The sequence below is a fragment of the Agrobacterium sp. 22-214-1 genome (assembly GCF_053522465.1).
Genome location: NZ_JBNWCK010000001.1, coordinates 520616 through 541086, shown reverse-complemented (window position 1 = coordinate 541086; position 20471 = coordinate 520616). Strand labels below are relative to the sequence as shown.

Sequence of the window (20471 nt, the reverse complement as noted above, 5' to 3'; positions counted from 1 at the left end):
GTGCAATGCGTGATCTCCTGAACGACCTTTCGGAGGGCCTGAGCCATCCCGACCCGATCCTGCGCGCGCAGATCCAGATGCAGAAGCCTCTGCCGAAGCGGTTCTATAAGGATGTCACCGTCGGCGAGGCGCAGGAGGGCGGCTTTACCATCCTTCTCGATGGCAAGCCGCTGCGCACCCCCGCCAAGAAGCCGCTGACCGTCCCGACGCGCGCGCTCGCGGAACTGCTTCGCGACGAGTGGGATGCCCAGAAAGAAGTGGTCAATCCGGTGGTCATGCCCGTTTCCCGGCATGTGAACACGGCCATTGATGGCGTCGCCAACGACACTCAGGCGGTTTTCGAAGACATACTGCGTTTTTCCTCTTCCGATCTCCTCTGCTATCGCGCCGGCGATCCGGAAGCGCTGGTTGCGCGGCAGACGGACCATTGGGATCCGGTTCTGGACTGGGCGGCCAATGTGCTCGGAGCGCGCTTCATTCTCGTCGAAGGCGTGATGCATCAGGACCAGCCGCGCGAAGCCATCGCGGCTTTTGCGGTAACGCTGAAGAAATACGATACACCGATTGCGCTTGCCGCTCTTCACACCATGACGTCGCTGACCGGCTCCGCCATTTTGGCGCTGGCGCTGGCGGAAGGGGAGCTGACGCTGGAGGAAGCCTGGGCGCTTGCCCATCTGGACGAGGACTGGACCGCCGAGCAATGGGGCGAGGACGAGGAGGCGCTGGAGCGCCGCGCCGTCAGGCTTGTCGACATGCGCGCGGCACTCAATGTTCTGGAGTCCCTGAAGAGCGCGCCTTAACGCTTTTCTAACCCTGATGATCGAATATGCGGTTACCTCACGTTAGGGGAGCCGCTGATCATGACCACCTCGTTGAAACGCCTTGGCATTCTTGTGCTGGCGTGTTTCACGCTCATGTCTTTCAGGCTGGAACCGGAAGCGACCAATACCGACCGCCTGCTTTACGATGTGCGCGGCGCATTCGTCGCCGCACGCCCGGATGTCGCTCCGGCGCTGATGCAGTCCATTCATGCGCAGGTGCAGAATGCGATCAAAACCACGGCGCGTGGAGAAACCCGGCCGCGCGTGGTACTGACCATCCGTCTCGCATCCGTTACACGCGGCCCGTTCCTGTTCGGGGAAAGGGCGTCGGCCAAAGTCATCGTCCGCGCCGCAGCCGTCGCGACGGGAGAGGTGATCGCGGAAGCCAAATTCACCGCCACCGTCGTCAGCTTCGACAATCAGTCGATAGAGCAGGAACTTGCCTATGGCGTCGCCGAACGCGTGATCCGCGAATTCAGACTGAACCGGCCCGGCCCGACGACGCTGGCGACGGCTCTGTTTCCATAAGCAGGACACAAAAGGCGACGCGTGACGCCTATTTGTCCGCATTTCAGGCGCATCATCGGTGCTCTAAAATTCACATACGTTGCGTATATGTAATTGAAATGCGGCGCGTATGTAACTATCTGGCATACGTAACGTATGTAAATGGGCGTCCGAAGCCTTCTTTTAGAAGGAGCAACGCTTCTCGCGTCCATGACCACTCAGCCAAAAGAGAGATGCACAATGACCGCACGCGAAGCAATTTTCCCCACTAACAGGCATGCCCTTTACGAGGAGCATGGCTATTCCGCAGCTATCCGATCCGGTGACCTTCTTTTCGTTTCCGGCCAGGTCGGCAGCCGTGCCGATGGAACGCCTGAACCTGATTTTGAACGTCAGGTCCGGCTGGCCTTTGAAAACCTCAAGGCCACACTTGCGGCGGCGCGCTGCACCTTCGACGATATCGTGGATATAACGACGTTCCATACGGATCCGGAAAACCAGTTCGGAACGATTATGGCAGTGAAACAGGAGATTTTCAGCCAAAAGCCTTACCCGAACTGGACCGCTGTCGGCGTCAACTGGCTTTCCGGCTTCGATTTCGAGATCAAGGTCATTGCCCGCATCCCGTAACGTCAGGTTAAATCCGAAACGGCGGCGCTTACAGGGCGCCGCCAGCCTGCTTCTCCATCCTTATCCCAGCCGCTCCGCATGCCACTTCAAATGGTCATCCATGAAGGTGGAAATGAAATAATATGAGTGGTCGTAGCGCTCATGCATGCGCAGCGTCAGGCCGATATCCGTGCCCTTGATCGCTTCTTCGAACAGCCAGGGGCGCAGGCCCTTTTCAAGAAAACTATCGGCTTTGCCCTGATCGATCAGGAACTCGGGAAAACGCGCACCGTCCTCAACCAGCGCACAGGCGTCGTATTGACGCCATGCGGCCTTATCCGCACCGAGATATTTTTCCAGCGCCGGCTCGGACCAGTCGGCCGAAGAGGGAGCCACGATCGGTGCAAAGGCGGAGCAGCTCTTGAAACGCTCGGGGTTCTTCAGCGCAATGGTCATCGCGCCATGGCCGCCCATCGAATGGCCGAAAATGCCCTGGCGGCTCATATCCGCACGGAAATGCTGGCCGATGAGGGCAGGCAGTTCTTCCGTCACGTAGCTGTACATCCGGTAGTGCTCGGACCAGGGCTCCTCCGTGGCATCGAGATAAAATCCGGCGCCCTTGCCCATCTGCCAGTTGGTCAGCTCATCCGGCACATCGTTGCCGCGCGGGCTGGTATCCGGGCAGACGATGATCAGCCCCAGTTCGGAGGCCATGCGGCGATATTCGCCCTTTTCCATGACATTGGCATGGGTGCAGGTGAGGCCGGAAAGATACCACAGGACAGGGCAGGGCTCGTGGATCGCCTTCGGCGGCACATAAACCGCAAAGCTCATCTCAGATTTCAGGGTTTCCGATGTGTGCGAAAATACGCCCTGCATGCCGCCAAAGGCCGTATTTTGCGAAATAATGTTCATGAAGCCATTCCTTGTGAAATTTCCCGGTTCAGCCCGCAAGCGAGACGGCTGCATTGACTGCCGCCGCCACCAGAACCGTATTGAAGAAGAAAGAAACGATGGAGTGCAGCAGCGTGACCTTGCGCATGGCGGTCGTGGTTATCCCCACATCCGACGTCTGCGCCGTCATGCCGATCACTACGGCGAAATAGAGAAAGTCGTAACCGCAGGGCTCCTTCGTGCCCGGAAAATCCATGCCGCCGCGATGCTGGCGTTTGCCGTCCACCATGGCCGGCCGCCAGTAAAGATGGGCGTAATGCAGGGCGGTCATGGTGTGGATGGTCAGCCAGCCGAAGATAACCGACGCGAAGGCGATGAGCAGCGTCCAGACAGTCTCGCCCGTATGGTTGAGAGCTTGAAACAGCGATACCACCGCGACGGCAACGGCTAGCAGCGTAACGGCGATGATAGCGACCGCAGGCAGATCGTCGCTATCGGCATGGGCCTTAAGGTGCTGCGCCGTCAGGCCCGACAGGCGAAAGGCGATCAGGGTGAGATAGGTCAGGAAGAACAGAACGGCCGCGATCTCTATCGCCAGCGGCGGCGCAAAAACCAGCGCCAGGCCGAGGCTCACGGCGCCGACCAAAAAAGCAATGACGAAAGGTTGATGGCGGCGATAGCTGTTGCTTTTCATATTGGCCGGGGTCATGGGCGGCACCTTTCCGTTGGCGCCGTCATTTTTTGACACGGCGGCAGAAACGGTCAAGCGTCTCCAGAAAAGCGGAGCGGTCACGCGGTGAAAAAACCGCATTATATCCCTTGCTTTCACCGGTTTCGCGCAGATGCGCGCCAAGATCGCGCATTGCTGTCGCCATCCCGATATTCGACTGGTCGAAAACGCGGCCCGTCGGCCCGGTCACCAGCGCACCCTTGGCGACGCAGCGGCCGGCCAACGGCACGTCGGCGGTGATGACGATATCGTTCTCACCGGCATGATCGGCGATCCAGTCGTCCGCCGCGTCGAAACCGGCCGATACGATGACGTTTTTCACCATGGGATCGCGCGATGGCCGCAGACCGGAATTGGCAACGAAGGTCACTTCCAGCCCATGCCGCTCCGCCACCTTGAGAATCTCCGGCTTCACGGGGCAGGCATCGGCATCGACATAGATTTGCGGGTTTTGCGGCATGGGCACTCTTTTTGAGATAATTCCTGTCACGCTTCTAAGCGCAAACGCCGCGATTACCAAGCCCGCCATTGCTGAAATGCGGGGTCGATGCCGGGTAGGGGCGGCACTTGCGACCACCCTGAAAATCGCCTATGTTCACTTTATGTTCTTATCCCGAAAGGTTTCCCATGCTGGAAGAGTTCATCGTGCAGGCGAAGTCCGCCACCTATGTCGGCGGCGGCAACAAATCCGCGACGCCCACCCGCAAGGGATCGCACGATCTCGGTTATCAGAGCGGCGACTGGCACTATATCGACAGCTATTTCGGGGGAACCGATTTCATCGGCCAGGAGGTCGTCTGGCATGAGGGAACGGCGGTGTGGGCGATGAGTTATTACGGCCGCATCCTCCGGCCTGACATGATCGACGGCGCCACGGCCGGCAGCGTCATTCAGCGGTCGCTTTCCACGCTCTATCGTCAGGGCCGGTTCCTTGGCGGTTTCACCCACCCGGTGGAAAATCTGGTCTATGTCGATACGAATGAAGGTGAATTCCGGTCCTTCACCGGCATAGAGCGCATTTACCGGGGCCATGTCGAGACGTACCGGCTTGACTATCATGGCGGGATCATAAGGCCATGAGAGATGCGGCTGGATGGGACGATGACGTTTCACCGCCCCATCACAGGCTTCAAATCAGCCGGGCTGCTTGGTCTTGCGCAGATAGGGAAGAACCGTGTCGTAAGAACCGAAACGGGCAATCGCATCCTCGTTGGAAACGGCGGCGGTGATGATGACATCTTCACCCTGCTTCCAGTTGGCCGGTGTCGCCACCTGATGTTTGGAGGTGAGCTGGATGGAATCGATCGCGCGAAGAATTTCCTCGAAGTTGCGGCCGGTGGTCATGGGGTAGGTGAGGACCAGCTTGATCTTCTTGTCGGGACCGATGACGAAGACGGAGCGCACGGTGGCGTTATCGGCAGGCGTGCGGCCTTCGGAACTGTCGCCAGCCCCGGCCGGCAGCATGTCGTAAAGCTTGGCGACCTTCAGGTCCTTGTCGCCGATCAGCGGATAATCGACGTTGAAACCGGTCGCGGTGCGAATATCGTTCTTCCATTTTTCATGGCTTTCGACCGGATCGACCGAAATACCGATGATCTTGACACCACGCTTTTCGAATTCCGGCTGCAGGCCGCCCATCGCGCCGAGTTCCGTCGTGCACACGGGCGTGAAGTTCTTCGGATGCGAAAACAGGACCGCCCAGCCGTCGCCGATCCAGTCGTGGAAGCTCACCGGACCATGGGTGGTCTCGGCGGTGAAGTCGGGTGCTATGTCGTTGATACGCAGGCTCATCTGATGTTTTCTCCCTAATGATTTGAACTGAAAACTGATGGTTCTCGGCAATCCGTGTCCGGCGCTGGAGCTTAGAGTTTTTGCGTGAAATGGCCAGCCCTTTCATCGGGCTTCGGCGGTATTTGCTTCAGCCCCACGGAGATTTGATTGCCCTGATTTTCCCTGTTTGTCGCGGTTGCACGATATCCGCACGGTTGATTGTTTCAGGGGGACATGATTATTCCAGAGACGATCGGGGGGCATCATGACGACTTCTTCTGCGCCTGTTTCTGCGACGGTTCGGGCACGCATTCCAGCGACGGTCTGGGTGCTCGGCATCGTTAGCCTTCTGATGGATATTTCTTCGGAAATGGTGCAGACGCTGCTGCCCTATTATCTCGTTTCCGGTCTCGGCGCTTCCGCGGTCACTGTCGGTTTCATCGAGGGCATGTCGGTTGCCATCGCCACCACGACCAAGCTGTTTTCCGGGATTATCGCGGACTGGACGAGGCGGCGGAAAATGCTCGCCGTGCTTGGATACGGTCTCGGCGCAATCTCGAAACTCGCTTTTCCCTTCGCCACCTCGCTTGGCTGGATCGTCGCCGCCAAGGCGGTGGACCGGGTCGGCAAGGGCATTCGCGGAACGCCGCGCGACGCCCTTATTGCCGATGTGACGCCGCCCGAAATTCGTGGCGCCGCATTCGGGCTCAGAAAGTCGCTCGATACGGTTGGCGGCTTCATCGGACCGCTGGCGGCCATCGGGCTGATGTTCGCGCTCAGCGAAAATGTGCTCGCCATTTTCTGGATCGCCGTCATTCCCGCTTTCCTTGCTGTGTTCATCCTCATCGCCGGTGTGAAGGAACCGGATGCGCCCGCAAGACCAAAAGCCGAAAAGCCATTCCGGCTCGCCGATTTTGCGAAACTCAATCAGGCGGTCTGGATCGTCATCATCGCGGCGTCGCTCCTGACCTTCGCGCGTTTCAGCGAAGCATTCCTGCTGCTAAAATCCGAAGAGGCGGGTTTCCGGCCGGCATGGATACCGATCACGATGGTCATCATGCATGCCGTCTATGGCCTGACTGCCTATCCCGCCGGCCGGCTTTCGGACAGGATCGGCCGCACGGGAATTATCGCTGCGAGCGTGGCCGTGCTGGCGGCCTCCTATCTGACGCTCGCCTACGCCAATTCCATTCCGCTGTTCCTGTTCGGCATCCTTCTGTGGGGGCTGCATATGGGCCTGTCGCAGGGGCTGCTCGCGGCCCTGATTGCGGAAACGGCGCCGCCACACCTTAAGGGAACGGCCTTCGGCGTTTTCAATCTGATGACAGGTCTGGCGGTGCTGGTGGGCAATGTCATCGCGGGCTTGCTGTGGGACATCCATGGTTCCTTCGGCACGTTCCTGGCGGGCGCCGCACTGTCTTTTACCGCCTTGCCGGTGTTGATCTGGGTGTCCCGTCGAAAGCGCACCGCCGCCTGAGCCTGTGCCGAAAACACGACGACGTTGTTTTCGCTCATCCCAACGCATAGTGTGACACAACGTCAGGCGAGAGCAGGGGTAGGGAGTGATGGAGAACAGCAATGACAGTCACCATTACCGCTTTTGAACGTTCGCCCGATGGCGGCAAGGGTCTCGCCCGCGACATGCGCGTCCGCTGGGCACTCGAAGAAGTGGGCCAGCCTTATGACGTCCGCCTCCTTTCCTTCAAGGCGATGCGGGAACCGGCGCATCTCGCGCTTCAACCCTTCGCGCAGATCCCGACCTATGAGGAGGGCGATCTCGTCCTGTTCGAATCCGGTGCGATCATATTCCATATAGCCGAACGCCATGCCGGCCTGTTGCCGCAGGATGCGAATGCGCGGGGGCGCGCGATCATGTGGATGTTCGCCGCACTCAGCACCATGGAACCGCCCATTGTCGAGCATTTTGTCACCGGCTTTCTTGAAAGGGACAAAAGCTGGCACGGCGAACGCCTGCAGATCGTCGATGAACGTATTCGCAAGCGGCTCGGCGAATTGTCCAGTCGACTGGGGAAGGCCGAGTGGCTCGACGGCGCATTCAGCGCCGGTGATCTGTTGATGATATCGGTGCTGCAACGGATAAAAAGTTCGGGCATTCTCGATGAATACGCTAATCTCGCGGCCTATGTCGCCCGAGGCGAGGCGCGTCCCGCCTATAAACGCGCCTTTGCCGATCAGTTGGCGATTTTCAAAGCTGCATCGAACGGCTGAACCACCTCAAGCTGAGGGACGCTCGCTGCCGACTGCCGGCGATCAGGCCGAGGTGCTGACGCGATAGGCCATTCCGAGCGACCTCGGCGCGGTCTCCTTGAAGCCGAATTTTTCGTATAGCCTGTTTGCCGGCACATCGGCAATCAGGCTGACATAGGCCGAAGCGGGAAATTCGCTCTTTACATGGCTCATCAGCGCCTCCATGACCGCCTTGCCCAGGCCCCGGCCCTGATGGGCGGGATCGACGGCAATGTCCACGACCTGAAAAAAGCAGCCGCCATCGCCGATCAGCCGGCCCATGCCGATGGCGGACCCTGCATGCAGAACCAGCACGGAGAAGACCGTGCCCCGCAAACCCTTCTCCGCCGCCTCCCGTGAGAAGGGGCTTAGCCCGGCCACGGCGCGAAGGCGCAGATAGTCTTCGACAGACGGAGTTCTCGCGACAATGGAATAGTCGGGGGAATAATCGGGTTGGTTCATTCGACTCTCCTCTTGGCCGCGCTCTGAAAGCGCTGCCCAATATGTGGAGAAGAGTTCTACAGGAGCTTTACTGATTCTGAGGCGCAATTTTCAGCACCTGAAGACCGTGCTGCGCGCGGACGCCCATGAAGGCGACCGTTTCTGTCTGTTAGCGGCGGCCTTCCACGGCGGAACGGATATGCGAGCGGCTGACGCCGATATCGGAAAGGCTTCTGTCATCGAGCGCGCTCAGTTCGGCCACGGCGCGACGGTTGCGGAAATAGTTTCGAACGGTTTCGTGAAGTTTCATTTTCGTGGTTTCCAGTGATGAAGTTGCATAAAATATGCCCATTCTGACGCGAAAAATACAGGCATTTGCCTGCATGGAAGACATGCAAAAATCGAAACCCGACGTCTGGATAGGGGGAAACAACTGCCGGCATAAGGAAACGCTATAGCGGCAGAAAGGACTTGTGTTGGCAAAATATCCGGCGATGAACCTACTCTGCCTGAAAGATTAGCATGACGTTGATCGACAAGAACCGCAAAAGCGGCAAAAGCTCGCCCGGCCAAAGCCGGAACAGATAAATCCGAAAAGGAGTGGGAACATGAAAAACGGTATTACTCGCAGACTTCTACTGGTTTCCGCAGCGGTCGCCCCGATCCTGAGCCTGTCGCCGGCGCTCTCCGCCGCAGCTTATGCGGCCGACACGATAAGGCTCGGCCTCGTCGCGCCGATGAGCGGCCCGAATGCGCGCTACGGCGCTTTCTCCATGCACGGCGCGGAACTCGCGGTAAAGGATATCAACGCGGCCGGCGGCATCAATGGCCAGCAGATCGAACTTTTCAACGCCGACAGCCAGGGCACGCCGGTCGAAGGCGTTTCGGCCACCCGCCGCCTGATCGATCAGGACGAGGTGGATTTCGTCATCGGCGACGTCTCCAGCTCCGTGACGCTTGCGATGCAGCCTGTCGCCGAGGATGCCGAGGTTCTGCTGCTGAACGCCGCGTCCTCCAACCCGAAGATCACCTATCAGGCGGGCGTCGGCGGTTTCAAATGGACATTCCGCAATTATCCAACGGATGAGAACCGTGCGCTCGTCGTGGCGAAATACGCCGCCGAACAGCGTGGTTTCACCAAATTCGCCGTCCTTTCGGTCGATAGCGACTACGGCCGCTCCGCCATCACCTTCACCAAGAAATACCTGCCGGACTTCAAGGGCGAAATTCTCAGCGAGGATTATTACAAGGAAGGCGAGGTCGACTTCCGCAGCGTGCTGGCGAAGATCCGCGATAACGGCGCGCAGGCGATCATCATGTATGGTCTGGCCGATACCACGCCAATCGTTGCCCGCCAGATGCTGGAACTCGGGCTTGCCGGCAAGGTCGTGCTGATCGGCAACGGTGAATTCAACACCGAAAAGACGATCAAATCCGCGCCGAAAGCCATGGAAGGTGCTGTTGAGGCCGCTGCCTGGCTGCCGCAGTTCGATAGTCCCGCCAGCAAAGCCTTCGTCGAGAAATTCACCGCGACATACAAGGAAGCGCCGAACAATCACGCCTATGTGCATTGGGATACCGTCAACCTGCTCGCCCAGGCGATCAAGGAAGCCGGAGGCGCCGACCGCAACGCCGTCCGCGAAGCGCTCTCCAAGATCAAGTACAAGAGCCCGGTCGGCGAAGTGACCTTCGACGATCACAATCAGGCGCGCCTTCCGATGATCCTTCTCCAGATCGAGAACGGCAAGCCCAGCATCAAGGGCGCTTATACGGCGGAAATCCAGTACCCTGCGAACTGATAGACCGGGAGGGGTACAGCCATGTTCTCGACAATTCTCGAGCAAGTCGTAAACGGGATCGTCACCGGTTCCGTCTACGCGATCGTCGCCGTCGGCATGACCATGATTTTCGGGGTGCTGAGAGCCATCAACTTCGCTCATGGCGAATATTACATGCTCGGAACCTTCGGGGCGTGGTTCGCCATCGATTATCTCGGCCTTTCCTATGAGGCTTCGATCGTCGTCGGCGTTCTTTCCACCGTGGTCGTGGCCTATGTGGTCGGCCAGCTGGTGATGCGCAGAATGGTGGGGGCGCCGGCGGAGTCCGGCGTTCTCGCCACCCTCGGCATCGCGCTGATCCTGCAAAACACGATCATTTTTGTCTTCGGCGGCGGCTACAAGTTTTTCGCTGGCGGTTATATCGAGCCGATTTCCATCCTCGGCTTCACGCTGGCGCAGCAGCGCGTGCTCATTCTCGTCGTGTGTCTGATCGTCTTCGTCGGTCTGGAATTGATGGTCACCTATAGCCGTCTCGGCATGGCGATGCGGGCCGTCTCGCAGAATGTCGAATGCTGTGGCGTGGTCGGCATCGATGTGTCCCAGGTGGTTTTGAGGACCTTCATCCTCGGGGCCGCACTCGCCGCACTTTCGGGCGTTCTGACCGCTCCGGTCAATGTCAGCGTTTATGGCGGCATGGGGGAGCTTATCACCTTCAAGACCCTGCCGATCATCATCATGGGCGGTCTTGGAAATGTGCGGGGAACCTTCTTCGCGGCCATGATCCTCGGCATCGCCGAAAGCCTCGTCGCCACATATGTCGGGCTGCAATTCCGCGACACGGTGGGTTTCGCAACGCTGATCCTGATGCTGATGTGGCGTCCGCACGGCCTGTTTTCGACGCAGGCGCGCTTTTAGAAGCCGCGCCAGCCGAATTTTCTCGAATTTTGAGGACTAGACATGTCTCTCACAGACACCGTTCCCCAGGCACGCCGCCGCGATCTGCGCATTCCGCTCGCCGCCGTCCTGATTATCGTTGCACTTGCCGCGCCCTTCATCGGCACGCGTTACGTAACCCATTCGCTGATCATCGCACTCATCTTCATGCTGCCGGCGCATGGGCTCAATCTGCTCGTCGGCTATACCGGCCTGCTCTCGCTGGCGCAGGCTGCTTTCTTCGGCATCGGCGCCTATACGGCCGGCCTGCTGGCGGTTCACTATGAAACGCCGTTTTATGTGAACCTTATTGCCGCCGGCCTAGTCTCCGGTGCGCTCGCCCTGCCGCTCGGCATTCCGGCTTTGCGTCTCCGCTCGACATCCTTCGTCATGTGTACGCTCGGTTTCGTCATCATCGGCCAGGCAATCGCAAAGAACTGGATTTCGCTGACCCGCGGCGACATGGGCCTCTCCGGCATACCGAAACCCTATTTCGAGCTTGGCCCGCTCTCCTTCACGGTCAGTGGAACCACCAGTTTCTATTATCTGGCTCTGGCAATCTGCGTGCTGGGAACGCTTGCCGCATGGGCGATCGTCCGCTCACCGGCCGGCCGCAACATGGTTGCCATTCGCGAAAACGAAACGCTGGCGGAATCCCTCGGCGTTCCGACCTGGCGCTACAAGCTGATCGTTTTCATGCTGAGCGCCGTTTTTGCCGGGGTAGGGGGCAGCCTCTATGCCCACTACCTCACGGTGGTCAGCCCGCTGACCTTCCAGATGTATTATTCCACGACGATGCTGATCATCGTTCTTGGCGGTGGTGCCGGCATGATTTCGGGGACCGTGTTCGGCAGCCTGCTTTTCGTCGGTCTGACGGAGGCGCTGCGCGTCGCGCCAGAAGTGCGGATGATCGCCTATGGTTTCTGCCTTCTCGTTCTCGTCTTCTGGTTCAAAAAGGGCTTTGCTCCCCTGATTAATCGCTTCTGGAACGCGATCGGAGGCTCGAAATGACGGCTCATCTTCCCATCCTCGAGATAAAGAACCTCAGCAAGTCCTATGGTGCGGTGAAGGCGGTCAACGATGTCAGCATGCACATCAATCGCGGCGAGATCGCCGGACTGATCGGGCCTAACGGCTCGGGAAAATCCACCTTCTTCGATTGCAGCACCGGGCTTGCCCGGCCGGACACCGGCAAGGTGATACTGGACGGGCAGGATATCACCGGCTGGTCGCTCAACCGCATCGCCCGCGAAGGCCGCATGCTGCGGTCTTTCCAGAAGACAGTGACCTTCAAGGCGCTCGATGTGGAGGAGAACCTCATCATCGCCGGCCAGATGTTCACCTTTCCCTCGCTGCTGTCGACCTTCGGCCTTGGCGGCATGTCGCGCCGACGCGTGGCCGGGTTGAGAGAGCGGGCGCGCGAACTGATCAAGATGGCGGGCCTCTGGGACGTTCGCCACCAGCCCGCCGGTAATCTGTCCGGCGGCCAGCAGAAACTCATCCAGTTCGCTTCCATGCTGATGCCGGAGCCGAAGCTCATCCTGCTCGACGAGCCGATGGCGGGCATCAATCCGAAGATCATCGAGCGTGTGGTGGAGACGATCCAATATGCGAATAAATCGCTCGGCGTGAGCTTCCTCGTCATCGAACATAATATCGATGTCGTCACCAGCATCTGCCAGCGCGTCGTCGTGCTCGATCAGGGAACGAAACTCGTCGAGGGACTGCCGCATGACATCATCAAGGACCAGCGTGTGAGGGAGGCCTATCTTGGCGGCTGACAGCAATCTTTCCATCAAGGGCCTGCGCGCGGGTTACGGCAATCTCGATATCCTGAACGGCGTCGATCTGGATGTGCCGGCCGGGCAATTCGTGGCCCTCATGGGGCCGAACGGGGCGGGAAAATCCACCCTGCTCAAGACGCTCTATGGCATGACGACCATCAAGGAAGGCGGCATCGACTGGCGTGGCAAAAATATCGCCGGATTGTCGTCGCGCGCCATTCTGGGCGAGGGCATATCCTTCGTGCCGCAGGGACGCTGCAATTTTCCGGTCATGACGGTCGATGAAAACCTGCAGATGGCCGCCTATACCATTCGCGATGCGAAGGTGAAGGCGGACCGGGACTATGTCTACGACCTTTTCCCGATCCTGAAGACACGGCGCTCGACGCTCGCGGGCAATATGTCGGGCGGCGAGCAGCAATTGCTCGAAGTGGCGATGGCGGTCCTTCAACGGCCGAAGGTGCTGCTGGTGGATGAGCCCTCGGTCGGCCTGTCGCCGGCCGCAATCGGCATCGTGTTCGACGAGCTGCTGCGGCTGCATGCGAATGGCATGACCATCCTGCTTGTCGAGCAGAACACCAAAAAGGCCATGGAGGTGGCTGAGCGCGCCGTCATTCTCCGTCTCGGCAAGGTGATCTGGGACGGCACGCCGGCGGAGATCACCCATGATGAACTTGGGGAATTGTTCCTCACCGGAAAGATGCGCGGCGAACTCGAAGCCGCGCACTGACAGGTCCAAAGCTTTAGATTGAGACGAGGGAAGACCATGAGCACTTTCGTGCCAGCATCACGCGTGTCGAAAATTAGGGTTTCGCCAAGCACGGCGGCGGCGGCCCGCGCCCGCGAATTGAAGGCCGCCGGCCGCGATATCGCTGACCTGACCGTGGGCGAGCCGGATTTCGACACACCGGAGGCCGTCAAGGCCGCGGCACACGCCGCCATCGACCGGGGCGAAACCAAATACACCGCCGTTAACGGCACACCGGCTCTTCGCAAGGCGATCATCGGCGATTTTCAGAAGCGCCTCGGCATCACCTATGGCGATAGCGAAATCTGCGTTGGCGGTGGCGCCAAGCAGATCCTGTTTCTGGCGCTGATGGCAAGCGTGGAAAACGGCGCGGAAGTCATCATCCCGGCTCCCTACTGGGTATCTTATCCCGATATGGTCATCGCCAATGACGGCACGCCCGTCATTGTCGCATGCCCGGAGGAAACGGGGTTCAAACTGACGGCTGAAGCGCTGGAAGCGGTCATCACCCCGAAGACGCTGTGGCTGATCCTCAACGCTCCCTCGAACCCGACGGGTGCTGCCTATGGCGAAGCGGAACTGAAGGCGCTGGGCGACGTATTGCTGCGCCATCCGCATGTCATGGTCCTATCAGACGATATTTACGATCAGGTCTGGTTCAGGGACGAGCCGATGAAAACCCTCGTTACCGTCGTTCCTGAACTGAAGGACCGGGTGCTTCTGACCAACGGCGTTTCAAAATCCTATGCCATGACGGGATGGCGGATCGGTTACGGGGCAGGGCCGGCAGCACTCGTCGCCGCCATCAACAAGTTGCAGTCACAAATGTCATCCTGCCCCTCCTCGGTCAGCCAGGCCGCCGCCGCCCATGCGCTTTCCGGCGACCAGACATTCGTGACGGAAAGCGTCGCGGTCTATAAACAGCGGCGCGACTACGCCTGCGCGCGTCTCAACGCGATCCCCAGCCTCTCCTGCATGGTTCCTGACGGGGCCTTCTACCTCTATCCGAGCTGCGCCGGGGTGATCGGCAGGACGACGGCGGATGGCAAGGTGATCGAAAACGATCTCGATTTCGTCCTCTATCTCCTCGACAGCGTCGGCGTGGCGGCTCTTCAGGGCGCTGCCTATGGCCTCTCGCCCTATTTCCGCATTTCCTTCGCCACCTCCATGGAGGTGCTGGAGGATGCATGCGACCGCATCGAGCGTGCGGTGGCGGCCCTGCGGTAAGACAGACCGCTTGGCCCAAAGGAGGCTTTTTTGCGGTCCGCTCACCGTCCCTCATCCCTGTGCTTGTCACAGGGATCCAGCCAGCCCAAGTCCTTGGGCTGAAAGGACTCTTCCGGCCGCGCGAGAGCCGCGTCGGCTGGATTCCTGTGACGAGCACAGGAATGAGGGTGAGGAAATGTCCGATTACATAAAGCACTTGTGTCGTCTACCGCGTGCGGGCGTGTAAAACTCTCTATCTCATTGAAATTACGCGCCGTCCTTGCAGAAATCGATTCCTGTTTCCGCATCGATGCGCTAGGATTTCCCCAAAAAGTGGGGACCGATGAGCGTCGATTTCAAAAAACTCAAGAGCTTCGTCAAGATCGTCGATACCGGCAGCGTTTCGCGCGCCGCCGGCATTCTTCGTGTGGCGCAGCCGGCGCTGTCGCAGCAGATCGCGTCGCTGGAACAGCATTTCAAACACCAGCTGCTGTTGCGCAGTAATGTCGGCATCGCGCCGACCGAGGCCGGGCTGATCCTCTATCGCCATGCCCAGATCATGCTGAAGCAGATCGAGCAGGCGCAGACCGATATCGACCGCTCGGCCCGCTCGGTCTCCGGCCGCGTCTCCATCGGGCTTGCGACCTATTCCTCCTCCAGCGCGCTGTCCCTGCCGCTCATCAAGGAGATGAGGGCGCGGTTTCCCGCCATTACGGTCCATATCAACGACAGTTTCGGCCATATCCTCAGCGAGCTGATCATGACCGGCAAGATGGACATGGCGCTGATCTACACCTCCGATCCCATCAAGGGCGTGACGCTGGAACCATTGTTCCGCGAAGAAATGTTCCTCGTCTCGCCCGCCGATATGAAGCTGCCGGCCGAACCCGGTCAGCCGCTTCCGCTTTCGGTGCTCGATGGCCACGCGATGCTGTTGCCGAGCAAGGCGCATTTCCTTCGCCGGCTCATCGATGAAGGGCTGGCGCGGGCGCGCGCGAAGCCGGAAGTCATTTCGGAACTGGAATCCGTGCCTGCTTTGGGCGCTGCGGTGCTGGACGGTCTCGGCTCGACTATCCTTCCAGCCTCCGTTGTTCTGGAAACCCCGAGCTTCAGCGGCGCGCAGCTGCACCCGCTGACAACCCCCGTCATAGACGCCACGGTTTCGCTCTGCGTCTCCGATCATATGCCGCTTTCCGAGCCGGCGCTGGCGGCGCGTTCCGTGCTTCTCGAGATCGTCACCAAGCTCAAGAGCGGCCACCACCCCGGCATTCGCGCCATCTGAATTCGCTATAAGCAAACCCTATGGCGGCAGACCGAGGTTGTGTTGGTAAAGGCCGGCTGAAGGCTTCAATTTTCCATCAGTGAACGGATTCAAATTTGGGTCCACAAGGCAGCCAAAGAGGCTGCATGGTCGCTCGAGGGAAACAATGGCAAAACTGGCTTTCGATACTGGCGGTACCTTTACCGATTTCGCGCTTCTGGACGACAGCGGCGAACTTCACCTCCATAAAGTCCTGAGCACGCCGAAAAATCCGGCCGAAGCCGTTGTCCAGGGCGTGTCGGAGCTGCTCGAAAAGCATGCGGACGCGATTGCCATCGAGAACCTGCAGGTGCTGGGTGCAACCACTGTCGTCACCAATGCCGTTCTGGAGCGCAAGGGCGTCGAAACCGGCTTCGTCACCACCGACGGTTTTCAGGACATGCTGCGGATCCGCAACGAGGGGCGTTACGATCTCTACGATCTGAATATCAAATATCCCGATCCGCTGGTCACCCGCGCCAACAGTTTTGGAGCCGAAGAACGCATCGCCGCCGATGGCGAGGTGATGACGGAACTCAAGGAAGAGACCGTCCGCGAGATTGCCGGACGGCTGAAGGAAAAGGGCATCCGCTCGGTGGCGGTCTGCCTGCTGCATGCTTACAAATATCCGCAGCACGAGCAGCGCGTCGCCGCCCTTCTGCGCGAGGAAGACCCGGATATTTTCGTTTCGCTGTCTTCCGAGGTCTGCCCGGAAATGCGTGAATTCGACCGGGCCTCGACAACGGTGGTCAATGCCTATACCCGCCCGCAAATGTCCGGCCACGTCGCCCATCTGCAGCGGGAGTTTGCTGAGAAGGGCATCGACCGGCAGGTGCTGTGGATGACCTCTTCGGGCGGTCTTGTGCCGAGCCGCCGTGCCGCCGAACTTCCTGTCCGCCTGATCGAATCCGGCCCTGCCGCGGGTGCCGTCGCCGCCGCCGAATTCGGCCGCACGGCGGGTGAAGCGAGCGTTCTTTCCTTCGACATGGGCGGTACCACCGCCAAGCTCTGCCTCATTCCCGATGGCGAGCCGAATGTCGGCACCGATCTCGAAGTCGCGCATTACCAGCGTTTCCGCAAGGGCTCCGGTTTTCCTCTGAAAATCCAGTCGATCCAGATGATCGAGATCGGCGCTGGCGGCGGCTCCATCGCGGCGAAGAACCCGCTCGGCCTTCTCGATGTCGGCCCGCATTCCGCCGGCGCCATGCCGGGTCCGGCCGCTTATCAGCGAGGTGGAACCGAACCGACGGTGACCGACGCCGATATTCTGCTCGGTTACATGGGAACGGAATCCTTCGTCGGCGGCTCGTTCAAGGTGTCGAAGGACGCGGCCCACGGGGCGATGTCCAAACTGGCCACTTCTCTCGATGTGTCCGTCGAGCGCTGCGCCTGGGGCATCCATGATCTCGTCAATGAATCCATGAGCAAGGCGGCTGCCATGCATGCGACCGATCTCGGCGTCGATCCACGCTCGCTGCCGATGGTGGCTTTCGGCGGGGCAGGACCGGTGCACGCCTATGGCATCGCCCGCAAGCTCGGCATTTCGCGCATCATCTGCCCGACCGGCGCGGGCGTCAGCTCCGCCATCGGCCTGTTGATCGCGCCGGTCGCCGTCGATCTCTCCGCAAGCCATCCGATGGCGCTCGATGCCTGGGATATCGATGCGATGAACCGCCTGCTCGATGATCTTTCCGCTCAGGGCGCGGAAGTGGTTTCGGCCGCCGGCGTTCCGAAGGAGACGATCACCAATCGCTATACCGTGGATATGCGCCATGTGGGGCAGGGACACGAGATCACGGTGGTGCTTCCTGACCGCAACCTGCCGAAGGACCTTTTCCTTGAAGAATTGCGCGGCAGTTTCTTCAAGCTCTACCGCGAATTGTTTGGCCGCACGGTGGCCGCACCGCTGGAAGTCATCACCTGGCGTCTGCGCGCCAGCGGCGAGAAGGATCAGGTCACCCGGCCGCATGAAACCGTCATTGCCGAAGCCCGGAAGGGCAGCCGCCAGGTCTATTTTCAGGAGGCGGGCGGTTATGTCGAAACCTCGGTTTACGACCACTACAAGCTGCCGGTCGGCCACGAGGTGAAGGGGCCTGCCATTGTGGAGCAGCGTGAATCGACGGCCGTTGTCGGGCCGAGTGGCGCCTTCCATGTCGACGCCCACGGCAATCTCGTGATCAATATTCTCTAAGGGGGCAGTCAGATGTCGAAACCCGCAACCGATTTCAACGATCCGATCAACCTTCAGGTCATGTGGAACCGCCTGATCTTCATCGCGGATCAGGCCGATAACGTGCTCGGCAAGACGGCGTTTTCGCCGATCGTGCGTGAGAACCACGATTACGTTACGGTACTTCTCGACAGCAAGGGCAGGGCGCTGGCGCAATGCACCTGGTCGATCCCCGTCTTCATCACCTCGCTGCCCGCAGCGGCGCAGAAATATTTCCTGCCGAAGTTTCCGGTGGAAATGCTGGAAGAGGGCGATGTGCTGGCCACCAACGATCCCGAAATCGGAACCGGCCATCTTCCTGACGTGACGATGATCACGCCGATCTTCAAGAACGGCAAGGTCGTCGCCTATGCGGGATCCATCGCCCATCTTCCCGATATTGGCGGCGCGCCGCTGCATTCGGAAGCCAGCGACATTTTCGCGGAAGGCATCCGTTTCCCCATCGTCAAGCTGCTCAAGGCCGGCGTGCCGAACGAGGACGTGTTCGATATCATCGCAGCCTCCGTCCGCCTTCCCACGGAAGTGCGCGGCGACCTGGAATCGATGATCGCCGCCAACAATGTCATGGGCCGCGAACTCGTCAAATTCCTCGATGAATACGGGCTGGACGATGTCGACGGGTTGGCGAACGCCATCCACACCCGCTCGGAGGCGCAGACGCGCAAGGCGATCCGCGAATGGCCGAACGGCACCTATTCCGCTGAAGTCCTGCTCGACGGCTACGATGTCGACGTCAAACTCAAAGCCGCCGTGATCGTCAGGGACGATTCCATCCATGTGGACTATACCGGCACCTCGGATCAGGTCCTGCATTCGATCAACTGCCGCACGAACTACCGTTACGCCCATTCGGTCTACGCGCTGAAATGCCTGCTCGATGCCGAAACGCCCAATAATGAGGGCTGCATCGTCCCGATCACGGATGAAGCACCGCTCGGCTCCATTCTCAATCCGCAGGAATGGACGGCCGGCAATTCGCGCAACCTGATCGGCCACGTCATTCCCTCGCTGATTTTCAAGGCGCTGGAAGGCATCGTGCCGGAAAAGGTTCTGGGCGATAGCGGCGGTGCGCCGATCTGGGCGGCCAATTGCGTCGGCCAGCGTAACGATGGCACGCAATACGGTTCCGTGCAGAATTTCCACGGCGGGCAGGGTGCACGCGCTGAATTCGACGGGCTGGACACGCTGAGTTTCCCATCCAACTGCAAGGTCACGGCCATCGAAATGTTCGAGGTCGCCGTTCCGGTGCTGACGGAACGCAAGGAACTCATCGCCGATTCCGGCGGCGCCGGCAAACATCGCGGCGGCCTTGGTCAGCGCGTCGTTCTGCGCAATCTCGGCAAGAACCCGATGAACATCTATCTGGCGTCGGAACGCGTCCGCCATCCCTGCTTCGGCGTGGTGGAAGGCCAGAGCGGATCCGCCGGCAAGGTAATGAAGCAGGGCAAGTCGCATTTCCCCAAGGGCAAGGTGGTTCTTCAGACCGGCGAACGTCTGGAAGTTCAGACACCCGGCGGTGGCGGCTGGGGCAGGGCCAGCGAGCGTTCGCACGCGCTGATCGAACAGGATATTTCCGAAGGTCTGGTAACCGCGAAGGCGGCGAAAGAAATCTTCGGCTATTCTGGCGCCATTGCTGCCGCAGCCGAATAGGAGATGAGAATGGGACTGCTGAACGGAAAAATTGCGCTGGTAACCGGCGCCGGTTCAGGCATCGGCCGCGAAACCGCAATCCTGCTGGCGAAAGAAGGGGCGACGGTCGTTCTGACCGGACGCCGCCTCGATCCGCTGCGCGAGGTCTTGGAACTGATCGAGAAGAAAAAGGGCAAGGCCATCGCCCGCACGCTCGATATCGCCTCGCGCGAGGCGATCTTCGACACGGTGAAGTCGATCGGCGAGGCCGTCGGTCCCATCGATATTCTGGTGAACAATGCCGGTTCCGCCAGCAAGGTGCTCAACGCCCGCTTCATCGGCGAGGAGGAGTGGAACGCCACCATCAACGTCAATTTGACGGCCGTGTTCAATCTGACACAGGCAGTGCTGCCAGAGATGATCGAAAAAGGTGAGGGCACAATCATTACCGTCTCCTCGCTCGCCGCCCTCAATCCCAATCTTCTGGGCGGCGTGGCCTATGGTGCGGCGAAGGCGGGCGTGAAGAATTTCATGACCTTCCTGCACAATACCTATCGCAACCAGGGTATCCGCGCGACGACCATCCTGCCGGGCGAGACGGATACACCGATCATGAACAACCGCGCGCGGCCGCCTCTGAAGGAAGAACGCGCCGTGATGATGGATCCGCATGATGTCGCCCGCGCCATCATGCTCTGCGCCAGCCTGAACCAAAGCGCAGTCATTCCGGAACTGCACATCTGCCCGACCCATATGCGTGACACCTCGAAGGATATCGAAGTCGCGCGCTGGGTGGGCGCGCCGGACGACACGCCGGACATGCCGAAAAAGAACTAGGGAGAGA

Annotated in this window: 22 protein-coding genes; 16 read left to right on the top strand and 6 right to left on the bottom strand. The window is 59.8% G+C overall.

Annotated elements, in window-relative coordinates:
• Positions 1 to 5 precede the first annotated feature (5 nt).
• The 3 genes from ACQZ5G_RS02765 to ACQZ5G_RS02755 all read left to right on the top strand — a co-directional run bounded on the left by ACQZ5G_RS02765 (position 6) and on the right by ACQZ5G_RS02755 (position 1958).
• Complete coding sequence (locus ACQZ5G_RS02765; protein WP_448736913.1) at positions 6 to 800, top strand: ATP12 family chaperone protein; 795 nt, start codon at positions 6 to 8, stop codon at positions 798 to 800.
• A gap of 60 nt (positions 801 to 860) precedes the next feature.
• On the top strand, positions 861 to 1349 hold the full coding sequence (locus ACQZ5G_RS02760) for a hypothetical protein (RefSeq protein ID WP_035264048.1): 489 nt from the start codon (positions 861 to 863) through the stop codon (positions 1347 to 1349).
• Between the two features lie 219 nt (positions 1350 to 1568).
• Positions 1569 to 1958: a RidA family protein gene (locus ACQZ5G_RS02755; protein ID WP_448736912.1), complete on the top strand. Its 390-nt coding sequence runs from the start codon at positions 1569 to 1571 to the stop codon at positions 1956 to 1958.
• Positions 1959 to 2018: 60 nt separating this feature from the next.
• Here ACQZ5G_RS02755 and fghA read toward each other — a convergent pair whose 3' ends face one another.
• The 3 genes from fghA to ACQZ5G_RS02740 are packed head-to-tail and all read right to left on the bottom strand — an operon-like array spanning position 2019 to position 4021.
• Positions 2019 to 2852 (bottom strand): S-formylglutathione hydrolase, encoded by an 834-nt coding sequence (gene fghA / locus ACQZ5G_RS02750; RefSeq protein WP_003523621.1) that lies wholly within the window; start codon positions 2850 to 2852, stop codon positions 2019 to 2021.
• A 28-nt stretch (positions 2853 to 2880) separates the two neighbouring features.
• A complete protein-coding gene (locus ACQZ5G_RS02745; protein WP_003523623.1) occupies positions 2881 to 3540 on the bottom strand; it encodes a DUF1345 domain-containing protein in 660 nt (219 codons plus the stop codon).
• 25 nt (positions 3541 to 3565) lie between these two features.
• Positions 3566 to 4021 (bottom strand): YaiI/YqxD family protein, encoded by a 456-nt coding sequence (locus ACQZ5G_RS02740; protein ID WP_448736911.1) that lies wholly within the window; start codon positions 4019 to 4021, stop codon positions 3566 to 3568.
• A gap of 167 nt (positions 4022 to 4188) precedes the next feature.
• Here ACQZ5G_RS02740 and ACQZ5G_RS02735 point away from each other — a divergent pair, with 167 nt between their 5' ends.
• Complete coding sequence (locus ACQZ5G_RS02735) at positions 4189 to 4641, top strand: DUF5680 domain-containing protein (RefSeq protein WP_448736910.1); 453 nt, start codon at positions 4189 to 4191, stop codon at positions 4639 to 4641.
• Positions 4642 to 4695: 54 nt separating this feature from the next.
• Here ACQZ5G_RS02735 and ACQZ5G_RS02730 read toward each other — a convergent pair whose 3' ends face one another.
• A complete protein-coding gene (locus ACQZ5G_RS02730; RefSeq protein WP_035217366.1) occupies positions 4696 to 5352 on the bottom strand; it encodes a peroxiredoxin in 657 nt (218 codons plus the stop codon).
• A gap of 244 nt (positions 5353 to 5596) precedes the next feature.
• On the opposite strand from ACQZ5G_RS02730, the gene ACQZ5G_RS02725 reads away from it, so the two are divergent.
• Together ACQZ5G_RS02725 and ACQZ5G_RS02720 are read left to right on the top strand one after the other, a co-directional pair.
• Positions 5597 to 6808: an MFS transporter gene (locus ACQZ5G_RS02725; protein ID WP_262535244.1), complete on the top strand. Its 1212-nt coding sequence runs from the start codon at positions 5597 to 5599 to the stop codon at positions 6806 to 6808.
• A gap of 101 nt (positions 6809 to 6909) precedes the next feature.
• Entirely contained in the window at positions 6910 to 7560 is a 651-nt protein-coding gene (locus ACQZ5G_RS02720; protein WP_448736909.1) for a glutathione S-transferase family protein, read from the top strand.
• A gap of 42 nt (positions 7561 to 7602) precedes the next feature.
• On the opposite strand, the gene ACQZ5G_RS02715 is transcribed toward ACQZ5G_RS02720, so the two are convergent.
• Together ACQZ5G_RS02715 and ACQZ5G_RS02710 are read right to left on the bottom strand one after the other, a co-directional pair.
• Complete coding sequence (locus tag ACQZ5G_RS02715; RefSeq protein ID WP_137003493.1) at positions 7603 to 8040, bottom strand: GNAT family N-acetyltransferase; 438 nt, start codon at positions 8038 to 8040, stop codon at positions 7603 to 7605.
• Between the two features lie 148 nt (positions 8041 to 8188).
• Positions 8189 to 8329: a DUF1127 domain-containing protein gene (locus ACQZ5G_RS02710; RefSeq protein WP_080853169.1), complete on the bottom strand. Its 141-nt coding sequence runs from the start codon at positions 8327 to 8329 to the stop codon at positions 8189 to 8191.
• A 298-nt stretch (positions 8330 to 8627) separates the two neighbouring features.
• Here ACQZ5G_RS02710 and ACQZ5G_RS02705 point away from each other — a divergent pair, with 298 nt between their 5' ends.
• The 10 genes from ACQZ5G_RS02705 (at position 8628) to ACQZ5G_RS02660 (ending at position 20464) form a co-directional block, all read left to right on the top strand.
• Positions 8628 to 9818, top strand: coding sequence for an ABC transporter substrate-binding protein (locus ACQZ5G_RS02705; RefSeq protein ID WP_448736908.1), 1191 nt, complete (start codon positions 8628 to 8630; stop codon positions 9816 to 9818).
• A gap of 21 nt (positions 9819 to 9839) precedes the next feature.
• Positions 9840 to 10712, top strand: a complete 873-nt coding sequence (locus ACQZ5G_RS02700) for a branched-chain amino acid ABC transporter permease (RefSeq protein WP_035217353.1) — start codon at positions 9840 to 9842, stop codon at positions 10710 to 10712.
• A gap of 42 nt (positions 10713 to 10754) precedes the next feature.
• A complete protein-coding gene (locus tag ACQZ5G_RS02695; RefSeq protein ID WP_448736907.1) occupies positions 10755 to 11741 on the top strand; it encodes a branched-chain amino acid ABC transporter permease in 987 nt (328 codons plus the stop codon).
• Positions 11738 to 12511, top strand: a complete 774-nt coding sequence (locus ACQZ5G_RS02690; protein ID WP_312357757.1) for an ABC transporter ATP-binding protein — start codon at positions 11738 to 11740, stop codon at positions 12509 to 12511. Before ACQZ5G_RS02695 ends, ACQZ5G_RS02690 begins: the two co-directional genes overlap by 4 nt.
• Complete coding sequence (locus ACQZ5G_RS02685) at positions 12501 to 13244, top strand: branched-chain amino acid ABC transporter ATP-binding protein (RefSeq protein ID WP_448734983.1); 744 nt, start codon at positions 12501 to 12503, stop codon at positions 13242 to 13244. The genes ACQZ5G_RS02690 and ACQZ5G_RS02685 overlap by 11 nt, the downstream gene beginning before the upstream one ends.
• A 36-nt stretch (positions 13245 to 13280) precedes the next feature.
• Complete coding sequence (locus ACQZ5G_RS02680) at positions 13281 to 14489, top strand: aspartate transaminase (RefSeq protein ID WP_448736906.1); 1209 nt, start codon at positions 13281 to 13283, stop codon at positions 14487 to 14489.
• A gap of 322 nt (positions 14490 to 14811) precedes the next feature.
• The gene (gene nac / locus ACQZ5G_RS02675; RefSeq protein WP_448736905.1) at positions 14812 to 15750 is read left to right on the top strand and encodes a nitrogen assimilation transcriptional regulator NAC; all 939 of its coding nucleotides are present in this window, start codon (positions 14812 to 14814) and stop codon (positions 15748 to 15750) included.
• 145 nt (positions 15751 to 15895) lie between these two features.
• Entirely contained in the window at positions 15896 to 17959 is a 2064-nt protein-coding gene (locus ACQZ5G_RS02670; RefSeq protein WP_448736904.1) for a hydantoinase/oxoprolinase family protein, read from the top strand.
• A gap of 12 nt (positions 17960 to 17971) precedes the next feature.
• Positions 17972 to 19648, top strand: a complete 1677-nt coding sequence (locus ACQZ5G_RS02665) for a hydantoinase B/oxoprolinase family protein (protein ID WP_448736903.1) — start codon at positions 17972 to 17974, stop codon at positions 19646 to 19648.
• Positions 19649 to 19657: 9 nt separating this feature from the next.
• Positions 19658 to 20464: an SDR family oxidoreductase gene (locus ACQZ5G_RS02660; protein WP_448736902.1), complete on the top strand. Its 807-nt coding sequence runs from the start codon at positions 19658 to 19660 to the stop codon at positions 20462 to 20464.
• The last annotated feature ends 7 nt before the right edge of the window (positions 20465 to 20471 follow it).

Coding starts and splice junctions, on each gene's coding strand:
- fghA (WP_003523621.1), bottom strand. CDS start 2,852: ATGAACATTATTTCGCAAAATACGGCCTTTGGCGGCATGCAGGGCGTA.
- ACQZ5G_RS02760 (WP_035264048.1), top strand. CDS start 861: ATGACCACCTCGTTGAAACGCCTTGGCATTCTTGTGCTGGCGTGTTTC.
- ACQZ5G_RS02660 (WP_448736902.1), top strand. CDS start 19,658: ATGGGACTGCTGAACGGAAAAATTGCGCTGGTAACCGGCGCCGGTTCA.
- ACQZ5G_RS02705 (WP_448736908.1), top strand. CDS start 8,628: ATGAAAAACGGTATTACTCGCAGACTTCTACTGGTTTCCGCAGCGGTC.
- ACQZ5G_RS02745 (WP_003523623.1), bottom strand. CDS start 3,540: ATGACCCCGGCCAATATGAAAAGCAACAGCTATCGCCGCCATCAACCT.
- ACQZ5G_RS02725 (WP_262535244.1), top strand. CDS start 5,597: ATGACGACTTCTTCTGCGCCTGTTTCTGCGACGGTTCGGGCACGCATT.
- ACQZ5G_RS02700 (WP_035217353.1), top strand. CDS start 9,840: ATGTTCTCGACAATTCTCGAGCAAGTCGTAAACGGGATCGTCACCGGT.
- ACQZ5G_RS02695 (WP_448736907.1), top strand. CDS start 10,755: ATGTCTCTCACAGACACCGTTCCCCAGGCACGCCGCCGCGATCTGCGC.
- ACQZ5G_RS02680 (WP_448736906.1), top strand. CDS start 13,281: ATGAGCACTTTCGTGCCAGCATCACGCGTGTCGAAAATTAGGGTTTCG.
- ACQZ5G_RS02665 (WP_448736903.1), top strand. CDS start 17,972: ATGTCGAAACCCGCAACCGATTTCAACGATCCGATCAACCTTCAGGTC.
- ACQZ5G_RS02720 (WP_448736909.1), top strand. CDS start 6,910: ATGACAGTCACCATTACCGCTTTTGAACGTTCGCCCGATGGCGGCAAG.
- ACQZ5G_RS02730 (WP_035217366.1), bottom strand. CDS start 5,352: ATGAGCCTGCGTATCAACGACATAGCACCCGACTTCACCGCCGAGACC.
- ACQZ5G_RS02715 (WP_137003493.1), bottom strand. CDS start 8,040: ATGAACCAACCCGATTATTCCCCCGACTATTCCATTGTCGCGAGAACT.
- ACQZ5G_RS02755 (WP_448736912.1), top strand. CDS start 1,569: ATGACCGCACGCGAAGCAATTTTCCCCACTAACAGGCATGCCCTTTAC.
- nac (WP_448736905.1), top strand. CDS start 14,812: ATGAGCGTCGATTTCAAAAAACTCAAGAGCTTCGTCAAGATCGTCGAT.
- ACQZ5G_RS02765 (WP_448736913.1), top strand. CDS start 6: ATGCGTGATCTCCTGAACGACCTTTCGGAGGGCCTGAGCCATCCCGAC.
- ACQZ5G_RS02740 (WP_448736911.1), bottom strand. CDS start 4,021: ATGCCGCAAAACCCGCAAATCTATGTCGATGCCGATGCCTGCCCCGTG.
- ACQZ5G_RS02710 (WP_080853169.1), bottom strand. CDS start 8,329: ATGAAACTTCACGAAACCGTTCGAAACTATTTCCGCAACCGTCGCGCC.
- ACQZ5G_RS02735 (WP_448736910.1), top strand. CDS start 4,189: ATGCTGGAAGAGTTCATCGTGCAGGCGAAGTCCGCCACCTATGTCGGC.
- ACQZ5G_RS02690 (WP_312357757.1), top strand. CDS start 11,738: ATGACGGCTCATCTTCCCATCCTCGAGATAAAGAACCTCAGCAAGTCC.
- ACQZ5G_RS02670 (WP_448736904.1), top strand. CDS start 15,896: ATGGCAAAACTGGCTTTCGATACTGGCGGTACCTTTACCGATTTCGCG.